Raw genomic sequence first — 20192 nt, 5'->3', positions numbered from 1 at the left:
CTCTATTTCTCAATGTATAGTTGCAATTGTTCTGGGAAAAAGGATAACGGCATTACTCGTTCAGCCAGTATTGGGGCAAAATAAATAATTAATATTAAAAATGCCAGCGCACTTTTGACAGTCAGTGAAATGGCAAAAGCATTTAGTTGTGAAGCATAACGTGCCAGCAACCCCAGGACAGCCTCACCGCCCAGCATAACGGCAATCACGGGGCTTGCGTAAACGATAGTATGAGTCATTATGTTATTAATATATGAGAATAAAGGCTCTAATTTAGGAAAATTAAAATTGCCTGAAGGCCATAAATTATAACTTTGCCAAAGAGTTTCCAGAATAAAGTTCATTCCACCTTTAGTAAGATAAACCGCAGCAGAGAAAAGGTTAAATAATCTTGCTAATTCCGAAGTATCGACACCAGTAGCAGGATCCAAAGTACTACTTAATGTTGCACCGCGTTGGTTATCGATAAAGCTACCTATAGCAAGGAAAATCCAAAACGGGGATGCTAATAAGCATGCAATAAACAGCCCTATGATAATTTCTCTGGCAGCGAACAAAGCAATATCGATTTCATTTAAGTTCAATAATTCATAGTGGTAATGCTGAACTAATGCACATGATACCACTATTATTATTGGGTGACGAACTACTGTTGGTATATTCCCACTGGCGAAAAATGGTAACAAATAGAAAGTTGGTGCCAATCGGCAAAAACCGAGCGCTGTAGCAGCCAGCAGACTATGCAACTGATAGAGTATCGCCTCCCCCATGCTATCCTCTCGCGAATGCTAAATTCAGCATTTCGATACCAAATGAATATAATTTTTCACCATACCACCCGCTCATTAAAAAAAAGCAAATACTTACGCACAATAATTTCACGCCAAATGGCAACGTCTGTTCTTGCAACTGCGTTACCGTTTGAAAAAGCCCTACCAATAAACCAACAAATGTCGCAACTGCAATAGGTCCTGCAGACATAACTAAAATCAGATACAGCGCCCTATTCCCCGCAAAAACAATATCGTCCATATTTTTTCCTCAGGGATTAATGGATAGGTCAAAATATTGTAAAATGAGCCCTTTTGATAACATTGTCCAACCGTCCATCGCGACAAACAAAATTAATTTTATCGGTGTAGATATGGTTACCGGACTCATCATCATCATACCTAACGTTAACAGAACGCTGGATATAACCAGATCCACTACGACAAAGGGTAAATAGATATAAAAACCTATAATAAATGCACTTTTTATCTCACTCAATGCATATGCGGGCAGTAACGAGAAAATTGAAATATTATCATCATCGATTATCTCTTCATTGTCTTCAGAACTATTCACCTTCTAAATCTTTTCAAAAAAGCTAACCAACTCAGGTTCAGAATATTTTATCAAATATGATTTATAACCACTCATGCCTGTCTCAACAAAATTAACAACCGATGCTACATTATTGAATGAAAGATTCTCATTCTGACTGTTATTATATATTTCCTTCCCAACCGGCATCATTACGAACATTGACAATAGCAAAGCAACCCCATTAAGTGTCATATTTGATGGCACTTGCTGAAGTCCCAGCGCGTTTCGGACAATAACAAAAACAATCGAGAATTTAATAAAACATGTCCCGGATGCTATTATAAACGGCAATAGTGTAAATAATGATAATATCGCTATCAGCGAAATGCTATTTGACATTATTATTCCCTGATAACCAAGAATGAATTTCTACGCCCAATTTATCATCCACTTCAACAAGTTCGCCATAGCCAGTTAGCGCACCATTTACACGTATCTCTATATTTTTCTCTGATTCTGGAAGCAGAGATATTATTCTTTTTGCACAGAGTTCGTCTATTTCATATAGATTCATTATTTTCTTACCAAGAACAAACTCAATTTTTACAGGCAAGTCTTCAAAACTATTAATCATCTGATCGTCATTTTCATCATAAATCTCACTCTCGTTTTTTTTGATATCAAAATCATCTGTTTCAAAATCTTCCTCGTACTCAAAATGATCAGCCATTTTTAACTCCTCTGGATAAATTAAATCACAAATTTTTGTATTATAAATAACCGCATAAGCCAAATTATTTGAGATTAATAAAACATCACCAACTTCAATATCAACAAGACTTCTGTAACATGTTTTACTAAATCCAATTACAAAATGAATGGACCAATATAATGATTTTTTGTCTAACGCTGGAGCGTTTCCGTATTGGCAGACTGTGACTTTATCTAACCAAAGATTCAATTCTCCTGTTCATATTCTTATTAGTGGTTGAGCAGGGCTCAATACTCCATCAAATACTTTACCTACGTGCAAACGATTATATTTTAGTTCAGGATGCTTTAGATTTAACGGGGAACTGGATAAACTGAGCCATTCCCCTATTAACCTTTCCGTTTCTGGCATTAAAGCCATCCCAGCGAGCTCAGATGAAATTAAGGGAAATATTTCTCCAAGCAATACCCATCCAGACCAGCTGCCACTCTCTTCTGCTATTGGTAGCCATTTAGCACTAAATTCGGGCATTAATAATGCAACATCTTCGCCATTTTCTTTCCAATTTTGAAAAGTGGTTTCAAACGTATGAGTGTTTCGATTTACTTTCCTCAGACCGAACATTAACTTTCATCCTTCTGATCGTTTTCGAATTTGCAAAAGAAATTTGATTAGCTCAAATTGTTTTGCTGGCATCATGTTTGATGTCCAAAATTTTTGTTTTGTTCACTAACCGAAGCTAGTTACTTAAAACTTTATTGATTACGTTTTGCTTGTTCAGTTTTCAAGGTTCATGTTTTGCTTTATTTTAGCGTGTCACCCTGGCGACTTGTATAATACTACACCCTTATTTTTAAAAGGTCAACACTTTTTAATAAAAAACTTTATTATTTTTATTACCAAAGTAAAACTTCCTATATTAATAACTATAAAATCTATTCACAAGCTAGTTCAATATTAGACCATGAACTAGAAAATAATTTTATCATAATTTCCTACAAAAAAATAATAGATCTTTAAAAAAACAAAAAACTCGGTAAAGAAACCGAGTTTTTAAAATGGGAAAAAGAACGGGATGGCTATCATCATCACAATAAACATAACAAGCTGTAACGGAACCCCTATTCTTACGAAATCCATAAATTTATAGCCCCCCGCCGTCATTACCAGTGCATTCGTAGGGGAAGCAATTGGCGTAGCAAATGCCATACTTGCTGCAACTGCGACTGCAATCATAAATGTTGTGGGACTAACCTCCATTGCAATGGCTGCACTCATGGCAATGGGTGCAAACAATACAGCAGTTGCCGTATTACTAATAAATTGACCGAAAATAGCTGTCAAAATATAAACTCCTATGAGTACACCGTATGGTCCGAAACCACCTAAAGCATTAATAATACCATCAGATAAAATGGTCATGCCCCCTGTTTTTTCTAACGCTGTCGCCATTGGTAACATCGCAGCCACTAACACAATACTTTCAAAGTTCATATTGCTATAGGCATCTTCCATGTTTCTCAAGCAGCCTGTTAAAATCATAAGTACAGCACCAATCATCACAGAAATGACAGCAGGGAAAACTTCAAATGCCATCAAAATAATCATGAATAACATAATAATCCCCGCAATTCCAGCTTTGCCTGTAGCTGCTGCCACACTTGCGTGTTCTTTCGGCTGTCCTACAACCACGACATCTTGCGTTTCTCTTGCTAACAAAAGAATTTCATCCCATGCTCCCTGTACTAATATTGCGTCTCCAAATTTTAATTTGTGAGACACCATATCCTGAAGCTTGTAACCACCCTTATGATTAATACCAATGATATTTAGATTGTATTTTTCCCGGAACCCAAGGGAACTAACCGTTTCATTGATAAAGCTCGAATTTGGGGTAAGCAATACCTCTGCAATACCCAGATGCTTCGATACCAATTCATCGGCTTCTCCTTCAACTAATCCTTGCATCTCAAGATGATAATCCTCAACAAAACGCCGAATATCCTCTATTTCTCCTTGAACATATAACTCATCCTTGGCATGAATGACACTAGTTGGTCCTGCCATTTCTTGATAAGTCATCGGTAGTAAATTAATGCCCTCCTGTGATTTCCGATGAATTTTCATCATACAAAGCATATACTTAGCTGGTAGTTTTAATTCCGCTAACGATGTTTCAATAATAGGTGACTCCTCAGGAACGGAGATTTTAAATAGACGATTATTTAAATCATATTGCTTAATAATTTTTTTCGGCGAAAGTTTATAGCCTTCATTGGTCTGTGTACGGTTTTGATCCTTTGGTAATAAAATATTTCTTACAAGTACTAAATAGGAAATGCCAGCAATCATCCCCACGATACCAATAGGAGTTACTTCAAAAAAGCCAAGTTTGTTATAGCCTCGATCAACCAATAACTGACTGACAATTAAATTGGTTGGGGACGCAATCAGTGTCATCAGACCAGAAAGACTTGCTACATAGGAGAGTGGTAGTAGAAATTTAGAAGGGCTGACTTTCATACTTATTGCTATACTTACAACGATTGGCATCATTAAGGCGACAGTACCCGTATTACTCATAAATGCACCAACCGACCCTACAATAATAAGCAGTAGCACAAATAACTTCAGCTCACTATTGCCTGACCATTTTAGTAAGAGTTGCCCCGCCATGCCTGCCAGGCCCGTACGTAAAATCCCTGCACCCACGACAAATAACCCTGCAATCATTAAAACTACAGAGTTTGAAAAACCAGCTAATGCCTCCGCGGGCGTCAAAATATCCATAATAACAAACGCTAATAGTGACACAATTGCTACAAGATCTGCTCGTATTTTATTGGTCACAAATGCGAAAATCGTTGCTCCTAAAATAAGAAATGTTAATGTAAGCTGCACATTCATGAATTCCTTTCTAACATTAATCATTACAAAAAATTGACAGCAAAAAATTGTACTTCATTACTATTTTTATTATAGCTTACCCTGAGCTCTATATGATAAAATTCACCATCTTTTCAAAATTAAAATAAGTGTGGTAGTCATCCACACTTATTAATGATAGCTTCACTATTTTATTTTTGGTAAAGATGATGTTCTTTAATATAGTTGTAACAAGCAGTAGGCAAGAGATATCTCGGTTCTCCTCCCATTGCGAATTCTTCTCGAATATAGGTAGAGCTAATTTCCATCGCTAGCCCTTTATCGATAAGATGAAATCTTCCATCATCATTATTTCTTAAAATCGGAGAACGACTAATGGTTGAGAGCATATCAATGCCATGTCGTGCCATTACAATAAATTTATTCTCCGCTACTAATGCGTCGCCCTTTTTCCATAAACCCGCACCAATATCCACTAATAAATCAGCACCCATAATAAAATGCACCTCATCCTCTGGGTTCTTCTCTCTAAAGTATTTCATAGTGTCATATGTGTAGATATTCCAGCCTTCTTGATCCATCTCATAGGAATCTGCTATAAAACGATCGTCTTTAGCAATAGCTAACTGAAGCATATTCCAACGATGTGTATCAGCTGTTTTGATGGTTTTATCTTTGCGTTTATTTGAGCAAGGCAAAAAAATAACCTTATCTAACTTACATCGATGTGCTACAGTGCTTGCTGTCCAAAGATGGACATTGGTAATAGGATCAAATGATGAACCATAAATACCTATTCTCGCCATCGTCTCTACCTCCTAGCAGTTACTTTTAAATACGTTGTGAAACCTTTTCTTTTATTGCCTGTATGCTTGCCATTTTATTGTCCCAACAAGCTTGACTTAAATCGACTGGATATTCTTCAGGATTCATTGTTCGCTTATACTCACACCACAATAAATGTAAGTTTTCCTGTACATATTTTTGTATTTCTTGAATAGTTGGCTCCTCATAAACAACATTTCCATTTTCTACAATACTTTCATGTAACTCTTTCGCGGTAAAATTTGTAACAAATTTACTAATATACGTATGAATAGGGTGGAACATTTTCAATCTTTCTTCTTGCTGTATGTTTTCATTATCTAACGCAATATAATCTCCTTCAGCATGACCATTCTCTGCATTAATAATACGGTAAACACGTTTACGTCCAGGTGTAGTCACTTTCTCAGGATTTGCTGAAATTTTAATGGTATCAACTAGTTCTCCACTTTCGTCTTCTATCGAAACTAATTTGTATACTCCACCAAGAGCTGCTTGATCATAGGCTGTAATCAACTTAGTTCCGATTCCCCAAGCATCAATTTGCGCCCCTTGTGACTTTAAATGCATAATTGTATATTCATCCAAATCATTCGAAGCCATAATTTTAGTTGTTGTAAATCCTGCATCATCTAGCATTTTCCTTGCCTGTTTTGAGAGATAGGCTAAATCTCCACTGTCTAAACGGATACCAATAAAATTAATTTGATTCCCTAGCTCCTTCGCTACGCGGATAGCATTAGGAATACCAGAACGTAGTGTGTCATAAGTATCTACTAGGAAAACACAGTCTTTATGGGCTGCTGCGTATTTTTTAAACGCAGTATATTCATCTCGATAGGTTTGAATCATCGCATGGGCATGTGTTCCTGACACAGGAATACCGAATAATTTTCCTGCTCTTACATTGCTTGTTGCAGAGAATCCACCTATATAAGCAGCACGAGTTCCCCAAATAGCAGCATCAAATTCATGTGCGCGGCGGGTTCCAAATTCCATTACAACATCCTCACCCGTCACTTGTTTGATACGTGAAGCTTTTGTCGCAATCAGGGTTTGGTAATTAACGATATTTAACAACGGCGTTTCAATTAATTGAGCCTCTGCTAATGGTGCTTCAATTCGCAGGATAGGCTCGTTTGCAAAGACCAATTCTCCCTCTCTCATCCCCTTAATTGTCCCTGTAAATTTAAGTTCTTTTAGGTATTCAAGAAATTCCTCGGGATACTTCCCCTCTTCTCGTAAATATTGAATATCGCTTTGAGAGAAACCAAAGTTATTAATAAACTCAATCACTTTTTTCAATCCAGCGAAAACTCCATAGCCATTGCCAAATGGAAGCTTTCTAAAATATAGTTCGAAAACAGCTTTACGTTGATGAACACCATCTTGCCAATAAGTTTGAACCATATTAATTTGGTATAGGTCCGTGTGTAACATGAAACTATCATCTACATATTTCATATTTTCCCCTCCATTCATGTCAAATAATAGTTGCACCTAGAGTATGCTCGAAATGATTTAACGCCCACTCATGTCCAGCTTGATTAAAGGAGGCGACAGCATTTTTATGAATGACGATATCGAACCCTTTATTATAAGCATCTACTGCTGTATGAAGAACACAGATATCTGTACAAACGCCGATTAAATGCAGCTCAGTAATTCCTCTTTCACGCAATTTCAATTCTAGATCTGTCCCTGCAAAAGCAGAATAACGCGTTTTATTAATGTAATAGACGAAATCTTGATCTTTATTTTCTTCATATAATGCGTTTAATGCACCATATAACTCTCTACCTTCTGTATGACGAATATTATGAGGTGGGAATAGCTTTGTTTCTGGATGATAAACATCTCCCTTTTCATGAACATCTATCGCAAATACTGTAAAATCCCCCCTCTTAATAAACTCCTTTGTTAAATCAACATTTGCACGTTCGAGCAATTGCCCAGGCTCTCCGCAAGTAAGAGCCCCATCCGTCGCAACGAAATCCACTGTATAATCAATATTAATTAATGCACGCTTTTTCATCATTTCATCACTCCATTTAATTAATTAGTAATACTAAAATTACAAATTACATTTATTAAAATAAACAGGAAAGACGGATCTTTCCTAATGATAGATAGACTCTACCATTTCAAAATCATTAAATGTATAGAGCTGGGAAGGCCGGAACGAATTTCTTTTTGTTTTCTTCGGTTTTCCTTCTTCATCCAATGCTTTTTCGATAAATGGTAATTTAGGTGCTTTTGTAAAGAATACGGAATCGTTAGAGATTCGTGGATCTTCTCCAACTGTTAGTAGTACTCGTTGCAATTCGGACAATGTAAACTCTTGTGGTAAAAAGTTTTTGGCAACAGTTGTTTGTATCATATCCCTTTTAATAAAATGCAACGCATCGGAAATGATTTTTCGATGATCGAAAGCTAATGGAAGCGTAAATACACTTTCTATATCGAACAGTTCTACATCATCTGCATCATCATTCGCTTGTCGTTGCTCAATATATGTCTCAGGAACAATGGCATAAAATGCATTTGAAATCATCCAACCGCGTGGATCTCGATCGATCTCATCATAAACACCAAAATGTTGAACATGTAAACCTTCTACATTTGTTTCTTCTTTTAATTCTCTCTTTGCTGCGATAAAGGCAGTTTCTTTTTGATTTGCATCTACAAAGCCCCCTGGAAGTGCCCATTTTCCTCCTTCAATATTGGGATTTCCTTCAGCATCCTTAGTAGCACGTTTAATGAGCATAATCTTTAGCGTCATGTTCGGCGGTGCTTTTTCTTCTTTTTTTTCTGAGACAATTGTAAAAATAGCAATATCTGCGGTATATCCATCAGGTGTTAGATATTTTGAGGAATCATAATGTGCAAGCACTTCTTCTTCAGTACGAAATTTTGTCATTGTATAACCCCTTCTATAATTACAAGCTTTAAGTAATTTGTAATTCTATAATTACTATTTATTAGAATTATAATCTTTCAGCAAAGCATTTGCAACTAATTTATAAAAAAAGCATAAATAAAGCTACTCCGCCTTATTTATGCCCATTATTATTATTGATCTTTCAGCAGAATTCCGTTTTTTACAACAACTTGCCCATTTTTGATTACTGTATGTGTATGATTCATGCCGTAGAAATATTGCAGTTGCTTGTAATTCGCAACATCAAGGATAAGTACGTCAGCTTTTTTATGTGCTTCAAGGGAACCAATTTGCTCGCCTCGATTTAGGGCATATGCTGCATTAATTGTTGTTGCCGTTAATACTTCCTCCAATGTCATACCCATATGCATGCAAGCTAAATTCATAATGAAGGGTAGGCTCATTGTTGGGGATGACCCAGGGTTAAAGTCTGTTGATATCGCCACAGGCACTCCCTCGTCAATCATTAGACGCCCTCTTGCAAAGGGTGCACGTAAAAAGAATGCAGTACCTGGCAGCAATACAGCAATTGTACCCGCTTCAGCCATTTTTTTAATTCCCTTATCAGAAGCAACTAACAAATGCTCCGCAGAAATGGCCTCTACTTCCGCAGCCAGCTCTGCGCCTTGATAAGGTTCAATTTCATCCGCATGTATTTTTGGGGTTAAGCCTAGTGCTTTTCCAGCCTCTAAAATGCGTCGGGATTGTTCGGGTGTAAAGACGCCTTTTTCACAAAATACATCATTAAATTCAGCCAACTCTAGTTCTGCTACTTTTGGCAGCATCTCATTGACCACCACATCCACAAATTCATCCTCACGCCCCTTATAATCACGAGGAACTGCATGAGCTCCCATAAACGTGCTAATGACATCAATATGATGTGCAGCGTGTAATTCTTTTGCGACCTCTAGCTGTTTCTTTTCCGTTTCCCAATCCAAGCCATACCCTGATTTTGCTTCAACTGTTGTTACGCCATGCTTTAAAAATACATCTAAATGCTGCATCGTTTTTTCATATAATTCATCAAAGCTTGTTTCTCGTGTACGCTTTGTTGTAGCATGAATGCCACCGCCTGCATTCATGATTTCCATATAGGTAGAACCATTTAATCTCATATTAAACTCTTGCTCGCGTGTTCCACCATGCACTAAATGTGTATGACAATCCACTAAGCCAGGCATAACAATCTTACCAGTAGCATCAATCGTTTCTGCCTTCTTTATTAATTCTGGAAAGTCAGCTTCTAGTTGCTCATACGCTCCTACTGCTACAATACGCTCTTCTTCAATTAGAACACTGCCATATTCTATTACTGCAATTTCCTGCATTTGTTCTTTTGTACGTGGTCCTTGTACATTACTTTTCAAGGTAATTACTTCATTTGCATTTTTTATTAGAATAGTCACTTCACATCACCCTTTAACATTGGTATATGGACACCTTTGTTTTTTGCTGTATCGATAGCAATATCGTAGCCTGCATCAGCATGACGAGCAACGCCCATTCCAGGGTCTGAAACTAATACACGTGCAATTTTTTCAGCGGCAAGCTCTGATCCATCTGCTACTAAGACTTGACCTGCATGCTGTGAATAACCCATTCCTACACCACCACCATGGTGTACGCTTACCCAGCTTGCACCACTTGCAGTATTAACTAGAGCATTTAAAATTGGCCAATCCGATACCGCATCCGAACCATCTAGCATCCCTTCTGTTTCACGATTTGGTGATGCTACAGAACCTGAATCTAAGTGATCGCGACCAAAGACAATTGGTGCTGATAATTCACCATTTGCAACCATTTCATTGACCTTTAATGCAAAACGATGACGATCACCATAGCCTAACCAGCAAATGCGTGCAGGTAGCCCTTGCCATTTCACCATTTTTTGTGCCATATCAATCCAATTGACTAGCCCCTCATCTTCAGCGAACATCTCTTTTGCCAGTGCATCTGTTTTATATATATCCTCAGGGTCTCCTGAAAGCGCCGCCCAACGGAATGGGCCCTTTCCTTCACAGAATAACGGACGAATATACGCTGGTACAAAGCCTGGGAAATCAAAGGCATTTGTCACACCCATTTCTTTGGCATAGGCACGAATGTTATTCCCATAATCAAATACTTCTGCGCCTGCCTCTTGGAACTCTAGCATTGTACGAACATGCTCTGCCATTGTTTCTTTTGCTTTACGCTCATATGTTTTTACATCCTCTTTGCGAAGTTTTAGCGCTTCTTCAAAGGTCATGCCATTAGGTACATAACCATTAATCGGATCATGTGCAGATGTTTGGTCTGTCACAAAATCTGGAATAATTCCACGATTCAACAACTCACGATTAACATCAGCACAGTTACCAACAAGGCCAATGGATGCTGGCTCATTTTGGTCACGTAATTTATTAACTAATGCAATTGCTTCATCTACAGTTTCTACAATATAATCACAGTAGCCTTCTTTGATTTTACGTTCAATGCGAGCACGTTCAACTTCAACAACTAAGATTACAGCACCAGCCATTTTCCCTGCTAATGGCTGTGCACCACTCATACCGCCCATACCACCTGTAAGGATGAATTTACCCCGTAAATCAGCAGTACCAAATACCTTTTTTCCTGCTTCTATAAAGGACAGATAAGTGCCTTGTAAAATTCCTTGAGCACCAATATAAATCCAGCTCCCAGCAGTCATTTGACCATACATCATTAAATCTCTTTCTTCTAATTCATAAAAGTGATCCCAATTTGCCCATGCTGGTACAAGGTTTGAATTAGCAATCAACACTCGAGGGGAATGCTCATGTGTACGGAATACAGCTACTGGCTTTCCAGATTGGATTAATAGAGTCTCATCATTCTCTAATTCTTTCAAAGAGGCAATGATTTGCTCATAGCTTTCCCAGTTACGAGCAGCCTTACCAATACCCCCATAAACAATCAGTTCATCTGGATTCTCTGCCACCTCTGGGTCAAGATTATTCATTAACATACGCATTGCAGCTTCCTGTGTCCATCCCTTACATGTGAGTTCATTTCCACGTGGTGCACGAATATCTGTCTTAAATACCATTAAAAACACGCTCCTTTTCCTATTAAAAATAACGCTGTCTAAAACTCTAAAATAACTGAATATTCAGACTTAATTACATATAAATATTTTCAAAGCAGAGGCTACTCGGTGTATAACCGAGCCACGCCTTTGCTCTTTCATATTAAATTAATCCAATTTACACATATTCATTTACTAATTCATTACTTGATAGTAAATATTTCGCCAATGCTTCAATTTCATCGCCAATTGGTTGATCGGCTAGTAATGGTGGACAAAATTCTCGCACTTTCTTTAAGAATTTACTTGTAGTAGGAGATAATTGCTCTTCTGCCTTGTCTAAATGAATAGCCTGTGATGCACAAATCAATTCGATAGCTATAACGCGAGCAGCGTTGTGAACAATCTGACGTACTTGTCGTGCCGAAGTTGTTCCCATACTTACATGATCCTCTTGGTTACCTGATGTAGGAATAGAATCCACACTCGAAGGATGTGCTAAAACTTTATTTTCTGAGACAATAGAGGCTGCTGTATATTGAGCAATCATAAGTCCACATTCAATCCCAGGATTTGTTGCTAGAAACGGCGGAAGCCCTTCATTAAGCTGAGGATTTACCATACGTTCTGTACGGCGTTCTGAAATATTGGCCCACTCACATACACCTATTTTCAAAAAGTCCATTGCCAAGGCTATTGGCTGTCCATGGAAATGCCCACCCGATAAAACCTCCCCGCTTTCTAAAACGATTGGATTATCAGTTGTTGCATTCATTTCAGTTTGAACACGATCCTGCGCGTAGAAAAATGACTGCCAAGAAGCACCATGTACTTGTGGTATACAACGTAGTGAATAAGCATCCTGCATGCGAATTTCACCCTGCTTTGTCACACGTTTACTACCATCAAGCCACTTACGAATACGCCCGCCCACTAGTTCTAACTCAGGATGTGGTCTTACTGCTAAAAGTGCTGGATCAAATGCAGAGGTAATGCCCTTTAAAGCTTCCAGTGTTAAGCTAGCAGCCATATCTGCTGCAAGACCGATTCGTTCAGCTTCATTGACCGTTAATACACCTATCCCCGTCATAGCTTGTGTACCGTTAACTAATGCTAGCCCCTCTTTAGCTTGAAGTCTAACAGGGGTTAATCCTGCTTGCTTTAGCGCGTCACTACCACTCATGATTTCTCCGTTAAACTCAGCCTTTCCTTCTCCCACTAACACTAATGCCAAATGTGATAAAGGCGCTAAATCACCACTTGCTCCTACTGAACCTTGTGACGGAACAATTGGATGAACACCTTTATTAATAAGATTCAACAATAGTTGGACAGTTTCCTCACGAATGCCAGAAAATCCTCTGGCCAAAGCATTGGCACGTAACACCATCATTGCACGTACAACATCTGTTGGGAATGGTTCACCAACACCGGTTGCATCTGATCGTAATAAATTTAGCTGCAATAGCTCAATGTCTTCTTCTTCAATTTTTATATGGCTGAGTTTACCAAACCCTGTATTCACACCATAAATTGTTTGGCCTTCAGCTAAACGCTTTTCGATACGCTCTCTACTTAAACGAATACGTTCCAAACTCTCTGTAGCAAGTGCAACTGTTGCTTGCCCCTTCACGATTTCCTCTATTTGTTGTCTTGTTAATGTATTGCCATCAAGCTCGATGATTGACTTCACATGACATCCCCCTATTCCCTATATGGCTATGTAAATAAATTATCTTCATTCATATTTTCGTAATACGAAAACATCAGTATCAAACTTTCTAAGCGTTTTTATATCCAAAGTTGATTGTTGCTGATGATCAATTACTCTATTTACATTGTACTAACTACCTTTTTCAGAATATAGAGAATTTTAATAGAGAAAACAAGACTTTTTTCAGATTACTATGTTATTTTTATTAATATAATCGTACTTTTATATGAAACTGTATTTTTTTAAGAAAGGTTGATGGTATGAAGCTGTTATTAATTGATCGCGATCCTACTGACCTAGCAGGAATAAAGTGGTTTTTACATACATACTTCCCTGGAGATGTTGTTATTGAAATGTGTACAAGTATTTCAGAAGTGCCCCAAATTATTCGACAATTTGAACCAGACGCCATACTGTTAAATATCGATTTATTTCCTAATAATCGCTTAGCAGGTCTTTATCGCGATTTACAGAAGCTTTCTGGTGCCATTTTAGCAATGACAACAGAGCCATTATTTAAAAATGCTTTGAAGGCAATTGATTTACAAGTGGCTCATCTTTTTGTGAAGCCTATTGATTTAGAGCTATTAAAGAAAAAACTCACAACCATTTCTCTTCGCACACCCCAGATTACAGAAGATGCTCAAGAGGCTACAAACGATTCCTTTTATAATCAATTATTTTTAGATAATAAATCTAGTTCAATTGAGACCACGATACATTTCACAATGATTGAACCCGAGCATACTGAAACCTTCAATAAGCTTTACAATTGGCTTCAACAAACACCGATTCACTTTCATATGAAAACCTACCCTCTATCTAATAGAATCGTATGTCTTTTTCAAACAAATGATATAAGGATTGTGGAAAAAGATGTACGTACACTAATGAAGGAATGGCGTTTGATTAGTAATAGTTCTTTAAATATCGGGATATATGATGGAACACCTACAACCATTAAAAATATGTATACATTAACAAAGCGTGCACTACATCAAAGTTTTTATGAGGGCTTTGGCCATATTTTTTATGCGAGCAAACAATTTGAAACTCAGCCCTTTGATCCCTTACTGACACCTGAAGAGCAACAATTACTAATAAGTAGTTTGGAAGATGGAAACCTAGAGGCCGTTAAAACATTTTTATATCGGCTTTCTAATGAAGGCATATATTATGAGCAAGATGATTTACGCATTCATCTGACGAGTGTCTTAGCACAAATTAGACGCTTTATGCTGAAATATAAATTACATGAAAAAGCGGTTATCGAACAAAACTACCGTCAGCTATTTCACTTAATCATTGAGCATCCTATATTTTACACGATACTCAATGAGATTATTTCTTTCACGCAGACATTAATTGAGTTAGCAAGGGTAGCCCGAATAGAGAAACGAGCTGATTATGTTGAACTAGCTATAGAAATAATTGATCAACAATTTAAAGATAGTGCACTGTCTCTTCCCTTTGTTGCTCATAAGCTTGGAATAAGCCCCAATTATTTAAGTACGATTTTCTCAAGAAAACAAGGCTTGCCATTTAAGCGCTATTTACAGCAAGTAAGAATTCATCATGCCACAAAAATGCTGCTAGAAACAGATTTTGCTATTAGTGAAATTGCTCATTTAAACGGTTTTGATGATCCAAATTATTTTATAAAATTATTTAAGCAACAAATTGGTATTACACCTAACCGATATAGAAAAAAATAAAAGATTGATTAAAATAGTTTTCAATTAGTTGATTTTATTTTCAATAAAGACTCTTATCATGATGTCATTATCCTAATCTTAACGTGAGAATTATCTATAAAATTGAGATTAAATAAAATAATTTTAAGTTAAAAACTATGTATAAACCCTATGTCTAGCGCATATATTTATAGTTTATACTTAAATACAAAAATTCTTTAACGATAATTATTATAATGTACTAGCAATTCTATTTTATATTTGTTATAGTTATAGACGAAGAGTTTGACTCACATTTTTTTCAGGAGGTAAACTAATATGACAAACGCAAATGATCGTAGCCGTCGTTTTACAACAGCAGGTGGCGCTCCAGTAGTAAGTAACCATGACTCTATGTCAGCAGGTCCACGTGGCCCTCTTTTACTTCAGGATGTATGGTTAGTTGAAAAACTAGCAAATTTCAATCGTGAAGTAATTCCGGAACGTCGTATGCACGCAAAGGGCTCAGGTGCATTTGGTACTTTTACTGTAACGCATGATATTTCACAATATACTAAAGCGAAAATCTTCTCAGAGATCGGCAAGAAAACTGAAATGTTCGCACGTTTCTCTACAGTAGCGGGTGAGCGCGGTGCAGCAGATGCAGAGCGAGATATTCGTGGCTTCGCCCTTAAATTTTATACAGAAGATGGAAACTGGGATTTAGTAGGGAACAATACACCAGTATTCTTCTTCCGCGATCCTTTACACTTTACAGATTTAAACCATGTGGTAAAACGTGACCCACGTACAAATATGAAAAATGCCAACTCTAACTGGGATTTCTGGACTTCATTACCTGAAGCACTTCACCAAGTGACAATTGTTATGTCTGACCGTGGTATTCCAGCTGGTTACCGTAATATGCACGGATTTGGTTCTCATACGTATAGCTTTATCAATGCTAATAATGAACGTGTTTGGGTTAAATTCCACTTCCGTACAGAGCAAGGCATTAAGAATTTAACTGGTGCCGAGGCTAATGAGATTATTGGTCAAGACCGCGAATCTTCACAACGTGATTTATATGAAGCAATTGAAAAAGGCGATTTCCCTAAATGGAAAATGTACATTCAGGTAATGACAGAGGAGCAAGCTCGTGAGCTACCATACAACCCATTTGATTTAACAAAGGTATGGTATAAAAAAGACTTCCCATTAATTCCTGTAGGTGAATTCGAGTTAAACAAAAATCCAGACAACTACTTTGCAGAAGTTGAACAAGCTGCATTCGCACCATCTAACATTGTTCCTGGCATCAGCTTCTCACCAGATAAAATGTTACAAGGTCGTATCTTTGCATATGCGGATGCCCAACGCTATCGTCTTGGTGTAAACCACTATATGCTTCCTGTCAACGCACCAAAATGTCCATTCCGTACTTTCCACCGCGATGGAGCAATGCGCTTTGATGGCAATCTTGGTTCGACATTAAGCTATGAACCAAATAGCTATGGTGAGTGGGAGCATAATTTAGACCATAAAGAGCCTGAATTACGTATTGATGGTCATGCAGGTATTCATGATTTCCGTGAAGACGATAATAATTACTTTGAACAACCAGGTAAACTATTCCGTCTATTGACTTCGGAAGAGCAGCAACGCTTATTTGAAAATACCGCGAACGATATGGCTTCTGTTGAAGAATTCATCAAACGCCGTCACATCCTTCACTGCTATCTAGCTGACCCAGCATATGGTGAAGGTGTCGCTAAAGCGATGGGTCTTTCCTTAGAAGGTATGGACCTTACAAATCCATATGTAAAACAACCAACAAACGTTTAATATTCCACGTTATTATTGATATCCAAATCCAACTTTTACTCCATGTGAATCCACTATTCACATGGAGTTTTTTGATTAAGAAAAGGCCTATGTCTATTTTTCTGACATAAGCCTTTTCTTTCATTATTGATAAATTTGACTGCCTGCTTTTTTAAACTCCTCAGCCTTTTCTTTCATACCTTGATGGATCGCTTCAGTCGTATTCAAATCCTTATCTTTCGCATAATTACGAATATCCTGTGAAATTCTCATGCTACAGAATTTAGGCCCGCACATAGAACAAAAGTGTGCTGTTTTTGCTCCCTCTGCTGGCAGTGTCTCATCATGATATTCCACTGCACGCTCGGGATCTAGTGACAGATTGAATTGATCACGCCAACGGAACTCAAAGCGCGCTTTAGACAGCGCATCGTCTCGTTGTTGTGCACCTGGATGACCTTTTGCTAAATCAGCAGCATGTGCAGCAATTTTATAAGTGATAACGCCCACACGAACGTCCTCGCGATTCGGTAAACCAAGATGCTCTTTCGGTGTCACATAACAAAGCATCGCTGTACCAAACCAGCCAATCATGGCTGCCCCAATGGCTGATGTAATGTGGTCATAACCTGGAGCAATATCTGTTGTGAGTGGTCCTAATGTATAGAAGGGCGCTTCCTTACAAGCCTCTAATTGCTTGTCCATATTTTCTTTAATCAGATGCATTGGTACATGACCTGGTCCTTCAACCATCACCTGAACATCATGCTGCCAAGCAATTTGTGTTAGCTCACCTAGTGTTTCAAGCTCTGCAAATTGTGCCTCATCATTGGCATCTGCAATTGAGCCTGGGCGTAAACCATCACCTAAGGAAAAAGCAACATCATAGGCTTTCATAATTTCACAGATTTCCTCAAAGTGTGTATACAGGAAGTTCTCTTGATGATGATATAAACACCACTGAGCCATGATAGAGCCCCCTCGTGATACAATGCCTGTTACACGATTTGCTGTAAGCGGTACATAGCGTAAAAGGACACCTGCATGAATAGTGAAATAATCCACACCCTGCTCAGCTTGCTCGATGAGGGTATCACGATAAACCTCCCACGTTAAATCCTCTGCTACACCATTTACCTTTTCTAAAGCCTGATAAATTGGCACTGTTCCCACTGGTACTGCAGCATTTCGAATAATCCATTCTCTCGTTGTATGAATATGTTTACCAGTCGATAAATCCATAATATTATCTGCGCCCCATCGAGTTGCCCAGGTCATTTTCTCAACTTCTTCTGCAATGGAAGAAGATACAGCAGAATTCCCGATATTCGCATTGATCTTTACATGAAAATTACGCCCAATAATCATTGGCTCTGCCTCAGGGTGATTAATATTAGAAGGCATTATAGCACGCCCAGCTGCAATTTCTGAACGTACAAATTCAGGATCCATATTTTCACGAATCGCTACAAACTCCATTTCATGGGTTATAATTCCCTTTCGTGCATAGTGAAGCTGTGTCACATTTTTACCTTTTTTAGCACGCAAAGGCTTTCTCGCCAACTCAGGAAAGACATTTTCTTGAATACGCGGGTCATCAACATGACGAAAGCCATTATCCTCAGGTTTAATGGAGCGTCCCTCATATGCTTCTACATCCCCTCGCTCTTGAATCCATGCATTTCGTAAGGCAGGTAAACCTTTCGTAATATCTACTTGGTAGGCTGGATCTGTATAGGGCCCACTTGTATCATATACTCGAATAGGAGCATTTTCTTCATTTCCAAAGCTGCCTGTTGTCGGACTTAATGCAATTTCTCGCATAGGTACTAGAATATCTGGGCGTGATCCTTCCACATATACTTTTTTGCTTCCTTCAAAGCTAGACATAATGGTAATATTCTTTTCACTTATTGCTGACATGAGCTACTTCTCTCCCTTAAATATATTTTGATACAAGGACCGAATCTAGCTCACCCAACAATCCAAAAAATAAAGGCCGAATCCAAAATAATTATTTGGATCCGGCCACGAATGTAAAGGTCTATTGATTGCATACTCTGCAATAGCTTCTTAACTTTCCCACGCTGGTATGAGCCAGATCAGGTCCAAAGGGTCAAGAAACTTCGTAGCGTTTCCCTCTCAGCCTGACTCATCAGACTCCCCTAGTTAATACTATTTAGTTTGATGCTAGTGTAGCAGATAATACTAAGAGATGGAAGTTATTTTTTATCTTACTAGGTAAATAATATTTCCGCAAAATAGATCACAATGGTTACAGTTATACAGCTTACAATGGTTGAAAATAAAACAGCTTGCGCGGCTGTTGCTGATTCTACATCATATTCCAATGCTAGACTAGAACTATTACGAGATGTTGGAAAGGCACTAGCTATAAACAGTGATTGTGCGACGACTCCATCTAATCCCAATATATAAATAATGGCTAATGCAACAGAAGGTCCAATAATTAATCGCGTAAAACAGCTGATAAAGACGGTTTTATTAAACATTGATTTCATCTCTAGTTGTGATAATTGCGCGCCTAATGTAATTAAGGCCACAGCAATAAATCCATCTGCCACATGTTCTACTGGTATTTTGATAAACTGTGGAATACCAATATCAAAATAATTCATAGCTGCACCTATAATCAGCGCATGAATAATAGGCATTTTTAAAAAATCCTTAATGATTATCATACCTGACTTTGTAGAAGAAATTAAATTGTATAAACCATATGTATACGTAGTCATATTTTGAAAGATTACGAGCATGACCTGAATGGCTACCCCAATAGGTTGCGTGGCAAATATCATTTGAGCCACTGGAATACCGTAATTGCCCGAGTTAATAAGCACCACACTATTTTTAAAGACAGCTGCCTCTGTTCTAGGTAAACCTAACCCTTTTGCCATAAAATGACTGAGCAACATTTGACTACCGATAAAAAGTACAATAAATAATCCGACCTCTGCCAGTACAGATAACTCCACATGTGTTTCATATAAATTTATAAAAACAGCTGCTGGCATAAAGCAATATGTAATAAGCTGAGACAATGCTTTTAAATTAAAGCGAAATTTCTTTTGTAGTATAGCGCCTATTACAAGTAACACTAAAATAGGTACAACAATTTGAAAGAAAATCATTCCGAGATACATCATTTCAATGTCCCCCTTCCAGTGTGAATAGTAGTGTTGAATTCCTTCTAGGTCAATTTCTCTGGCTTTCACCATAAAGAAGACTGCCTC

Annotated in this window: 16 protein-coding genes, 1 pseudogene and 1 riboswitch; of the genes and pseudogenes, 2 read left to right on the top strand and 15 right to left on the bottom strand. The window is 37.8% G+C overall.

Going from position 1 to position 20192, the window contains the following annotated elements; all coding sequences use genetic code 11:
- Positions 1-2: 2 nt before the first annotated feature.
- The 13 genes and pseudogenes from sctT to hutH all read right to left on the bottom strand — a co-directional run bounded on the left by sctT (position 3) and on the right by hutH (position 13420).
- Entirely contained in the window at positions 3-770 is a 768-nt protein-coding gene (sctT, locus tag QH639_RS07140; RefSeq protein WP_000503288.1) for a type III secretion system export apparatus subunit SctT, read from the bottom strand.
- Between the two features lies 1 nt (position 771).
- The gene (locus QH639_RS07135) at positions 772-1032 is read right to left on the bottom strand and encodes an EscS/YscS/HrcS family type III secretion system export apparatus protein (protein WP_000341004.1); all 261 of its coding nucleotides are present in this window, start codon (positions 1030-1032) and stop codon (positions 772-774) included.
- Between the two features lie 9 nt (positions 1033-1041).
- Positions 1042-1707 (bottom strand): annotated as a pseudogene (locus QH639_RS26480) (EscR/YscR/HrcR family type III secretion system export apparatus protein).
- Positions 1697-2269 (bottom strand): YscQ/HrcQ family type III secretion apparatus protein, encoded by a 573-nt coding sequence (locus tag QH639_RS26380; RefSeq protein ID WP_348638175.1) that lies wholly within the window; start codon positions 2267-2269, stop codon positions 1697-1699. Before QH639_RS26380 ends, QH639_RS26480 begins: the two are co-directional and overlap by 11 nt.
- Positions 2270-2278: 9 nt before the next feature.
- A complete protein-coding gene (locus QH639_RS26375) occupies positions 2279-2644 on the bottom strand; it encodes a hypothetical protein (RefSeq protein ID WP_000467446.1) in 366 nt (121 codons plus the stop codon).
- Between the two features lie 429 nt (positions 2645-3073).
- Positions 3074-4927: an SLC13 family permease gene (locus QH639_RS07120; RefSeq protein ID WP_257962135.1), complete on the bottom strand. Its 1854-nt coding sequence runs from the start codon at positions 4925-4927 to the stop codon at positions 3074-3076.
- A gap of 170 nt (positions 4928-5097) precedes the next feature.
- A complete protein-coding gene (nadD, locus tag QH639_RS07115; protein ID WP_048390705.1) occupies positions 5098-5712 on the bottom strand; it encodes a nicotinate-nucleotide adenylyltransferase in 615 nt (204 codons plus the stop codon).
- Between the two features lie 25 nt (positions 5713-5737).
- Positions 5738-7195: a nicotinate phosphoribosyltransferase gene (locus tag QH639_RS07110; protein WP_281115867.1), complete on the bottom strand. Its 1458-nt coding sequence runs from the start codon at positions 7193-7195 to the stop codon at positions 5738-5740.
- 19 nt (positions 7196-7214) lie between these two features.
- Positions 7215-7769, bottom strand: a complete 555-nt coding sequence (locus QH639_RS07105) for a cysteine hydrolase family protein (protein WP_281115866.1) — start codon at positions 7767-7769, stop codon at positions 7215-7217.
- An 81-nt stretch (positions 7770-7850) separates the two neighbouring features.
- On the bottom strand, positions 7851-8651 hold the full coding sequence (locus QH639_RS07100) for an NUDIX domain-containing protein (protein ID WP_131522203.1): 801 nt from the start codon (positions 8649-8651) through the stop codon (positions 7851-7853).
- A 152-nt stretch (positions 8652-8803) separates the two neighbouring features.
- Positions 8804-10081, bottom strand: a complete 1278-nt coding sequence (gene hutI, locus QH639_RS07095; protein ID WP_131522202.1) for an imidazolonepropionase — start codon at positions 10079-10081, stop codon at positions 8804-8806.
- Positions 10078-11748, bottom strand: a complete 1671-nt coding sequence (gene hutU / locus QH639_RS07090; protein ID WP_237899104.1) for a urocanate hydratase — start codon at positions 11746-11748, stop codon at positions 10078-10080. Before hutU ends, hutI begins: the two co-directional genes overlap by 4 nt.
- Positions 11749-11905: 157 nt before the next feature.
- Positions 11906-13420 (bottom strand): histidine ammonia-lyase, encoded by a 1515-nt coding sequence (gene hutH / locus QH639_RS07085; protein ID WP_259420364.1) that lies wholly within the window; start codon positions 13418-13420, stop codon positions 11906-11908.
- Positions 13421-13701: 281 nt separating this feature from the next.
- Between hutH and QH639_RS07080 the strand changes: the two genes are divergently transcribed.
- Both QH639_RS07080 and QH639_RS07075 read left to right on the top strand, forming a co-directional pair.
- Positions 13702-15156: a helix-turn-helix domain-containing protein gene (locus QH639_RS07080; RefSeq protein ID WP_281115865.1), complete on the top strand. Its 1455-nt coding sequence runs from the start codon at positions 13702-13704 to the stop codon at positions 15154-15156.
- Between the two features lie 297 nt (positions 15157-15453).
- Positions 15454-16959 carry a catalase gene (locus QH639_RS07075; protein WP_048390717.1) on the top strand — a complete coding sequence of 502 codons (1506 nt, stop codon included), beginning with the start codon at positions 15454-15456 and terminating at the stop codon, positions 16957-16959.
- 123 nt (positions 16960-17082) lie between these two features.
- On the opposite strand, the gene thiC is transcribed toward QH639_RS07075, so the two are convergent.
- Together thiC and QH639_RS07065 are read right to left on the bottom strand one after the other, a co-directional pair.
- On the bottom strand, positions 17083-18861 hold the full coding sequence (gene thiC, locus QH639_RS07070; RefSeq protein WP_237899102.1) for a phosphomethylpyrimidine synthase ThiC: 1779 nt from the start codon (positions 18859-18861) through the stop codon (positions 17083-17085).
- Positions 18862-19000: 139 nt separating this feature from the next.
- Positions 19001-19115, bottom strand: a riboswitch (TPP riboswitch).
- Between the two features lie 60 nt (positions 19116-19175).
- Positions 19176-20105, bottom strand: coding sequence for an AEC family transporter (locus QH639_RS07065; RefSeq protein WP_237899100.1), 930 nt, complete (start codon positions 20103-20105; stop codon positions 19176-19178).
- Between the last annotated feature and the right edge of the window lie 87 nt (positions 20106-20192).

The sequence above is a fragment of the Lysinibacillus sp. 1 U-2021 genome (assembly GCF_029916965.1).
Taxonomy (GTDB): domain Bacteria; phylum Bacillota; class Bacilli; order Bacillales_A; family Planococcaceae; genus Lysinibacillus; species Lysinibacillus capsici.
Note: the sequence above shows the minus strand (reverse complement) of the source record. Positions and strands in the feature narration are given on the sequence as shown.

What these genes read in the sequence shown, in the direction of transcription:
- sctT (WP_000503288.1), bottom strand. Translation starts at nt 770, where the DNA reads ATGGGGGAGGCGATACTCTATCAGTTGCATAGTCTGCTGGCTGCTACA.
- QH639_RS07135 (WP_000341004.1), bottom strand. Translation starts at nt 1,032, where the DNA reads ATGGACGATATTGTTTTTGCGGGGAATAGGGCGCTGTATCTGATTTTA.
- QH639_RS26375 (WP_000467446.1), bottom strand. Translation starts at nt 2,644, where the DNA reads ATGTTCGGTCTGAGGAAAGTAAATCGAAACACTCATACGTTTGAAACC.
- QH639_RS07120 (WP_257962135.1), bottom strand. Translation starts at nt 4,927, where the DNA reads ATGAATGTGCAGCTTACATTAACATTTCTTATTTTAGGAGCAACGATT.
- nadD (WP_048390705.1), bottom strand. Translation starts at nt 5,712, where the DNA reads ATGGCGAGAATAGGTATTTATGGTTCATCATTTGATCCTATTACCAAT.
- QH639_RS07110 (WP_281115867.1), bottom strand. Translation starts at nt 7,195, where the DNA reads ATGAAATATGTAGATGATAGTTTCATGTTACACACGGACCTATACCAA.
- QH639_RS07105 (WP_281115866.1), bottom strand. Translation starts at nt 7,769, where the DNA reads ATGATGAAAAAGCGTGCATTAATTAATATTGATTATACAGTGGATTTC.
- QH639_RS07100 (WP_131522203.1), bottom strand. Translation starts at nt 8,651, where the DNA reads ATGACAAAATTTCGTACTGAAGAAGAAGTGCTTGCACATTATGATTCC.
- hutU (WP_237899104.1), bottom strand. Translation starts at nt 11,748, where the DNA reads ATGGTATTTAAGACAGATATTCGTGCACCACGTGGAAATGAACTCACA.
- QH639_RS07080 (WP_281115865.1), top strand. Translation starts at nt 13,702, where the DNA reads ATGAAGCTGTTATTAATTGATCGCGATCCTACTGACCTAGCAGGAATA.
- QH639_RS07075 (WP_048390717.1), top strand. Translation starts at nt 15,454, where the DNA reads ATGACAAACGCAAATGATCGTAGCCGTCGTTTTACAACAGCAGGTGGC.
- thiC (WP_237899102.1), bottom strand. Translation starts at nt 18,861, where the DNA reads ATGTCAGCAATAAGTGAAAAGAATATTACCATTATGTCTAGCTTTGAA.
- QH639_RS07065 (WP_237899100.1), bottom strand. Translation starts at nt 20,105, where the DNA reads ATGATGTATCTCGGAATGATTTTCTTTCAAATTGTTGTACCTATTTTA.